Annotated in this window: 2 protein-coding genes; both read right to left on the bottom strand. The window is 30.4% G+C overall.

Going from position 1 to position 1,513, the window contains the following annotated elements:
* Nucleotides 1–62: 62 nt before the first annotated feature.
* Nucleotides 63–992 carry an IS3 family transposase gene (locus ACODH8_RS14495; protein WP_420505312.1) on the bottom strand — a complete coding sequence of 310 codons (930 nt, stop codon included), beginning with the start codon at nt 990–992 and terminating at the stop codon, nt 63–65.
* Nucleotides 905–1,459, bottom strand: a complete 555-nt coding sequence (locus tag ACODH8_RS14490; protein ID WP_420517807.1) for a transposase — start codon at nt 1,457–1,459, stop codon at nt 905–907. The genes ACODH8_RS14495 and ACODH8_RS14490 overlap by 88 nt, the downstream gene beginning before the upstream one ends.
* Between the last annotated feature and the right edge of the window lie 54 nt (nt 1,460–1,513).

Below are 1,513 nucleotides of genomic sequence, written 5' to 3'. Positions count from 1 at the left end.
TGTAGTGAACCCTAAAAGTTAGACTTTTTTGGAGTAGAGAAATCTACTCCTTTTTTATTGTCTTAAACTGCCATCTTAAGACGGAAATCAACAGGACACAGTCCACCTAATTTCATTTTTATCCGCTTATTGTTGTAATAATAAATCCAGTTTTCTATGGCACTTTTTAAGTCATCAAAGCTATGATATGTTTTTCCGTAATAGATTTCTTGCTTTAATAACCCAAAAAAATTCTCAATTAATGAGTTATCTAAACAATTCCCCTTGCGGGACATACTTTGAAATATTTTATTATCTTTAAGATGTTTCGAGTATTGTTTCATTTGATACGCCCAACCCTGGTCTGAGTGAAATGTTCTTCTAAATGGACAATCTGATGTTTGCTTGATTGCTTCTAATTGAGCCCTTTCAACAGATTGTGCCGTAGGTTTTTCAGAAATAGAATATGAAATAATTTCACTGTTAAACATGTCTAAATAAGGATCGAGATATAATTTTTTTATCGTTAAAGTACCTTTTTTATCTGTAACATAATACTTAAACTCAGTTGTATCTGTTGTTAATTTTTGGTGAGGAATAGATGTATAAAATCTTCTATGAATTAAGTTTTTGGCGATTCGCCCTACTGAACCTTTATACGAATTGTACCTTCTAGATTTACGAGTAAAACTAATTACTTTTAGATTTAATTTAAGCATAATTCTTCGCACTTTTTTATGATTAATAACGTAGCCTTTATTTCGTAATGCAGAGGTAATCCTTCTATAGCCGTAGGCTTTATGATTATCAAAAAAGATAAATTTAATTTCTTCTTCTAATTCTTGATTTGGATTCTCTCTATTCATTCTTTTCTGCCAGTACATATAAGTACTTTTGGGAAATTTAATAGTCGCAAGAAGATCGGTTAATTTGAATTCTCCTCGGAGGCTAAGTATGACGGACGAGATAATTTCATTCGTTGTTTTTCTTCCTGCTCTCTTAGCTTCCTCAATTCTTTTAAATAAGCATTTTCTATTCTTAAGGTAAGTAATTGTGCTTCTAATTCCTTGATTTTATCTTTATCTGATTGTGATAAATCTTTAGATTTGTTTTTAGACATTTTTGTTGGACGTCCTTTCATTCTGGAAAGCCCATCAATTCCTTCTTCTTTAAATTGCCTTAACCAATTAGCAATAAGAGAAGAATTATTCACACCTAAGGTATTAGCGGTTTCTTGATAGGATTTCTTACTTGTTAGATATAACTCTATCGCATTCAATTTAAATTGAATAGAGTAAGTTTTATTTTTCTTAACAAGTCGTAATCCATCCTTACCAAATTCCCTATAGGAATTTAACCAATTGTAAATCTGGGAGTTACTTTTAATGCCATATTTTTTCATTAAAAAGGAATAACTAACATCACTATTTAGATATTCTCGGACAACTTTATGCTTAAATTTATAGTTATACTTTGTCATAAAAATACACCCCTAAAGTTAGATTTTTTGGTCTAACTTTAGGGGTGCACTACA

Source organism: Vagococcus fluvialis (assembly GCF_048815235.1).
Classification (GTDB): Bacteria; Bacillota; Bacilli; order Lactobacillales; family Vagococcaceae; genus Vagococcus.
The sequence above is the reverse complement of the archived record's forward strand: the minus strand, read 5'-3'. Positions and strand labels throughout refer to the sequence as shown.